The sequence below is a fragment of the Bacillus sp. CDB3 genome, assembly GCF_002081505.1.
Classification (GTDB): domain Bacteria; phylum Bacillota; class Bacilli; order Bacillales; family Bacillaceae_G; genus Bacillus_A; species Bacillus_A cereus_AT.
In genome coordinates this window covers 1-4,737 of the sequence record NZ_ALBR01000085.1, presented here as the reverse complement: position 1 = coordinate 4,737, position 4,737 = coordinate 1, and the positions used below count along the sequence as shown (strand labels likewise).

Here is a 4,737-nt window from a genome sequence, read left to right as displayed (position 1 = left end):
ATCCTTTTTACATAGATTATAACCTAGATTTTAGACAGGTTCTTAGATCCAAGTCCAGGAAAACGGATTTACTAGTATGATAACCAATTTTGATCAGAATCAATCCATTTTACAAATTTTATTTGCCTACGTAGACAGTTTAACCATTGGAGGCGTTCCGCCTATTACAGGCCGTCCACCCATCTGTAGAAAAGCTTTACTCAAATGTTTTTTTGTAAAAACGGTATTCCAAATCAATTCATTCCGCAAGTTAACCCGTTTTTTGCATCAATATCCTTCATTTCGTGTATCTTGTGGTCTTTCTTTTGTTCCTCATATATCCACTTTTTCACGTGTAGGTACTTGGTTTCGCAACGAAGGTATTCTGTTGATTCATAAACAAATTCTTCAAGAAATGAATTTAGGATTGATTCCGTGCGTTTTAATTGATAGCACTGCCTTACGGAGTAGTTTATATGATTCTCAAGCAAAATGGGGGGGAATCTACTCGTTGTGGTTGGTATAAGGGATATAAAGCTCATGTCTGTTCTACACCAGAAGGTGTTGTATTGTCGTATGTATTTACAACAGCGAACGTACATGATAGCAAAATAGCTCCTGTATTGCTTCGAGATATACAAGACAGAAATGTGTTATTTTCCGTTGCAGATGCTGCTTATGATAGTCAGCACATTTATGAAATTGCACGAATATCAAACATCTTTGCTATGGATCCAATCAATCCAAGGAATGGTGAACAAATCAAGAGTACACATCGTCGTGTATTGTCTCATTTTGTACAAACCCTCTTTGGCAAACAGTTGATGAAAGAACGTGGGGAAATTGAACAACAATTTAATAATCTCAAAGATAAAGGGATGGAACAGCCACGTTGGTATGGTCAAAATCGCTATCTATTACATGTTCAGCTAGTTTTTCTGATTCATAACATTGCATGTTTATTTTAGTTTTGCAACACCCTCAAATATAATGAAATTGATCATGTAACAAATGATGATAAGTCACCAGTTAAACAAGATGCTCCTAACCAAGAGGCAAAAGCAGTTGGAAAACCTGTAACTGGAACAAATAAAGTGGGAACAGGTAAAGGTGTATTAGGAGATACGAAATCAATCAATACAACATTATCTGTCTCGTCTTACTATTTACAAGATAATACGCGCGGAGCAACGATTTTTACGTATGATGCGAAAAATCGTACCACATTGCCTGGAACGTTATGGGTAGATACAGATAATGTTTTCAATGCGGCATATGATGCAGCAGCAGTAGATACTCATTACTATGCAGGGGCACCATTAAAATCAACAGTTCATTACGGAAGTAAGTATAATAATGCGTTCTGGAATGGCTCTCAAATGGTATACGGAGATGGTGATGGTGTAAATTAAGGCTTTAAGGGAAGTTATTAATAAAATACTTCAAAAATAAAGAAGGAGCATAGGCTCCTTCTTTATTTTTTTCTCCATTTTTTCCACAAATAAAGCAATCCAATGCAACCTGCGATTGTTACAATCCACTTCGCTTCATTTGTTCCGTTCATAACTTGGTATGCCGAATATACTTCAATCAATAAGGCCGGTATTTTACCTATTGTGCTGGCAATACTGAAAGAGAGTAATGACATTTTGCCTAGAGCTGCAAATAAAGTAACGACACTTGATGGGATGAAAGGTATCAATCGAAACGATAAAACGAGTAGAAAGGCCTCTCTGCCTTCTACATAAAGAAGACGCTCTACCTTTGGGTGCTTATTTACTTTATCGTGAGTGAACTTTTGAAGGCCTATGCGATAAATATAAAACGAGATAATAGCCCCTAATGCCTCGCCTGCGATCGAAATGATTGTGCCATTCGTTACACCAAAGAGCTGTATATTAATGGCGGTCAAAAAAATACTAGGGATAAAACCTAAAAGACTAATGATGATGTTGATTAAGATACTAAGTGGAATTGCGATGGAATAATAGTCTGTTAAGAAGTTTTGAATTGTTTCAGCCATTGTTTAAAATCCTTTATCTTTTTTTGCATTACACCATATTTCCATTGTATAGGCAAGTGCAAATTTACATAATGTAGAAAAACGTTGATAGAGAGGATCTTATATACCTTATATGGGTATTGGGTATATAAAAACAGGGGTATATTTTTAAGGTTTCATAAAATGTGTATAAAGCCTTTGGTTAAAAGGGTTTTATGATAATTACGATTGGTATATATATCCGGGAAATAATTTTAAAAATAAGGGGGTATATATTTAAAAAGGGGAAAAACAGTGATTTGATGAAAATAGAGTGGTAAATATAGCAAAATAGCTGAAGGATTTAAAAAATGTATGTGTTTTTTCATTGTGAAATTGACTTTTAATGAAGTTACGATAATAATCATGGAAGAGGTGATATGATGAAACGAATAAGTAGTCTTTTCTTGAGTAGTTTATTGGCACTAATGCTGATCTTAAGTGGATGTGCAGGAAAAGAACAAAAAACAGAGAAACAAACAGGGCATCAAGGTACGTCAGTAGAAAAAATTAGTGATAATATTTTAGATGAAATGGAAGGGCCGCCTAAAAATGGTCATACGATTGAAAGGCATGTAGGCAAATCAGAAGAGGATTTGAAGAATCGTTTGAAGACAGATAAAGTATCAGCGGCAAGTACATACTATGATAAAGAAACAGCGACGAAAGCTGTAAAAGATAGTTTGAAGCAACATGATAAAGAAATTCAAGATTGGTTAAAAAATTCTAAAGAGGCTCGTCTCGTATTAAATACAACTCATTCATTCCCAGTTGGGAAAACGGTAATAAAGAAAAATATGAATGTAAAAGACAAGTTAGTAAAAACTGTTACTGTTTTAGCGAGAGATAAGTCAGGAGATTTAGGATATAAGATTATTACTTCTTATCCATCTGACAAATAAGAAGGGGGAGTACATATGCATACGACATTACAATACTTTCTTAAATCATACTGTACGTTAAGTATTCATGAGGATGAAATAGTAAGCGTGATGGAAGAGTTTATAGAGCAAGAAGATGAAGAAATTGTTTTGAAATTACGCGATGAATTAGTATATATGAAGAAAAAGAACGCGTGGGAAGAAGCGTGCGTATTAGCTGCGAAGCAAGGGAATCGTATATGGTCTTTAGAAGAAACGAAGGATCATCTTGAAACTTTTTTACTATTACTGCAAAAGAAAAAGGCGTGAGTAGATCACGCCTTTTTCTTTATGCTTTTTGAAATTTGTCCGTTTGATAGTATCTCATTGTTTTGGGGCACTTTGATATACGCTTTTTGAAATTTGTCCGTTTGATAGTACTTCACCATTTTGTGTTACTTTTTTATACGTAACCGCTGTTATTTTATCATCAGTTCTACTAATTACTTGAGAAGAAACTTCAACATTTTTACCAGTATTTGTACCGAAAATGCGTGTAGTAATACTACCTCCATTTGAAAATGCTTGAATATAAATATGATTACCTGTATTGTTTTTAAATTTTAAGTCCGGACCATAATCTGCCACTGCTGCATCTTGCCCAAGTGGTAAATAATTTACGGGCATAGAATGATTACTTCGAGAAACAATTCCTAAATCTGCTCTTAAAGCTGCGCTATATAAAGTACTACTGACTTGGCAAACGCCTCCGCCTGCACTTTGTATAACTTTACCTTGTGAATATACTGCTGCAGATTTATAACCATGTGCAGCATCAGTTACACCAACACGGCCATTAAAACTAAACGTTTCATCAGGTGCTACAATAACTCCACTTAAAGTATTAGCTGATTTGTTTACGTTAAAGGATTGATTACCATTACGGCCAGCCATTGGAGTAGAGTACTCAGCAATTACTTCTTTAATCCCCATTTTCTGTATATCTTCTGTAGAACGTTCTGGTTTTATTAATGTAACCGGTAATGTAACATCTGATTTACCAGTAGTAATAGCTTCGTTTGTTAAATCGCTTAGTTTGCCTTTATCAATTTTTTCTCCGTTTTGACTTTGACTAACATTTACAGTCGAGCCTTCAACACTTAATTCTGCATTAATAGGATTTTTTAATGTTTCATTATATTTATCTTTTATAAAGGTTTCATAAGCTGTTGTATTTAATTGTGGTGTTAATTTATAGTCACGTTTTAATTCATCGTTTTCAGCTTGCTTCCGCATTTTGTAACGACTCATTACGTTTCCTTCTTGTTCTTTAAAGATTTTGTTTGCAATATCTTTCTCTTTATAATTTATACCTAAATCTTTCCATATGTAAGTTTGTTTATCATCTTGGAATATGTAGGTAAGGGATTTTTGATCTAATTCATTTACTTTTTGATTAATAATTGCTTGAATATCTGCTTTATTTTTTCCCTCAAGAGAAATACCTTCAAACGTAGTATTTGGTAATGCGGTGTTATTTAATTGATTATTTAATTTGGATACATATTGATATCCACCAATACCGCCTACACAAAGTAATATGCCCCCTGCAATTGCAGAACCGATCAGTATTTTACTTAGCTTCATTTATTTCCCCCCAGAAATTTGTGTATAAATATATGTATTACATTTTTTGTATAAAAATGATGAAAATAACAGTATGTAAGTCCTAGTATACTATTATTTTCACTGCTCGTGTAATGTTTTTATAAAATATGTTACACTGTTGTAATAATTGTCTCTTTTTGTCACAATATGCGCGAGAAATATGTTGAAAATTATAATAAAAAAGGCTGC

At 33.8% G+C, this 4,737-nt stretch carries 4 protein-coding genes and 2 pseudogenes; 4 read left to right on the top strand and 2 right to left on the bottom strand.

The window, feature by feature from the left end:
- Positions 1 to 76 precede the first annotated feature (76 nt).
- Both CDB3_RS21230 and CDB3_RS21225 read left to right on the top strand, forming a co-directional pair.
- Positions 77 to 947 (top strand): annotated as a pseudogene (locus CDB3_RS21230) (transposase).
- Positions 948 to 962: 15 nt separating this feature from the next.
- Positions 963 to 1,385: pseudogene (locus tag CDB3_RS21225) on the top strand (M4 family metallopeptidase); the annotation flags it as partial.
- Between the two features lie 68 nt (positions 1,386 to 1,453).
- On the opposite strand, the gene CDB3_RS21220 reads toward CDB3_RS21225, so the two are convergent.
- On the bottom strand, positions 1,454 to 2,002 hold the full coding sequence (locus tag CDB3_RS21220) for a TVP38/TMEM64 family protein (protein ID WP_128855855.1): 549 nt from the start codon (positions 2,000 to 2,002) through the stop codon (positions 1,454 to 1,456).
- A 401-nt stretch (positions 2,003 to 2,403) separates the two neighbouring features.
- Here CDB3_RS21220 and CDB3_RS21215 point away from each other — a divergent pair, with 401 nt between their 5' ends.
- Both CDB3_RS21215 and CDB3_RS21210 read left to right on the top strand, forming a co-directional pair.
- A complete protein-coding gene (locus CDB3_RS21215; RefSeq protein ID WP_128855856.1) occupies positions 2,404 to 2,922 on the top strand; it encodes an RNase A-like domain-containing lipoprotein in 519 nt (172 codons plus the stop codon).
- 15 nt (positions 2,923 to 2,937) lie between these two features.
- A complete protein-coding gene (locus CDB3_RS21210) occupies positions 2,938 to 3,210 on the top strand; it encodes a hypothetical protein (protein ID WP_128855854.1) in 273 nt (90 codons plus the stop codon).
- A 54-nt stretch (positions 3,211 to 3,264) separates the two neighbouring features.
- Here CDB3_RS21210 and CDB3_RS21205 read toward each other — a convergent pair whose 3' ends face one another.
- Entirely contained in the window at positions 3,265 to 4,527 is a 1,263-nt protein-coding gene (locus CDB3_RS21205; RefSeq protein WP_128855853.1) for a VanW family protein, read from the bottom strand.
- Positions 4,528 to 4,737 lie beyond the last annotated feature (210 nt).

Bases quoted from the DNA above. Each gene is read 5' to 3' on its own strand.
- CDB3_RS21220 (WP_128855855.1), bottom strand. From the start codon at position 2,002: ATGGCTGAAACAATTCAAAACTTCTTAACAGACTATTATTCCATCGCA.
- CDB3_RS21215 (WP_128855856.1), top strand. From the start codon at position 2,404: ATGAAACGAATAAGTAGTCTTTTCTTGAGTAGTTTATTGGCACTAATG.
- CDB3_RS21210 (WP_128855854.1), top strand. From the start codon at position 2,938: ATGCATACGACATTACAATACTTTCTTAAATCATACTGTACGTTAAGT.
- CDB3_RS21205 (WP_128855853.1), bottom strand. From the start codon at position 4,527: ATGAAGCTAAGTAAAATACTGATCGGTTCTGCAATTGCAGGGGGCATA.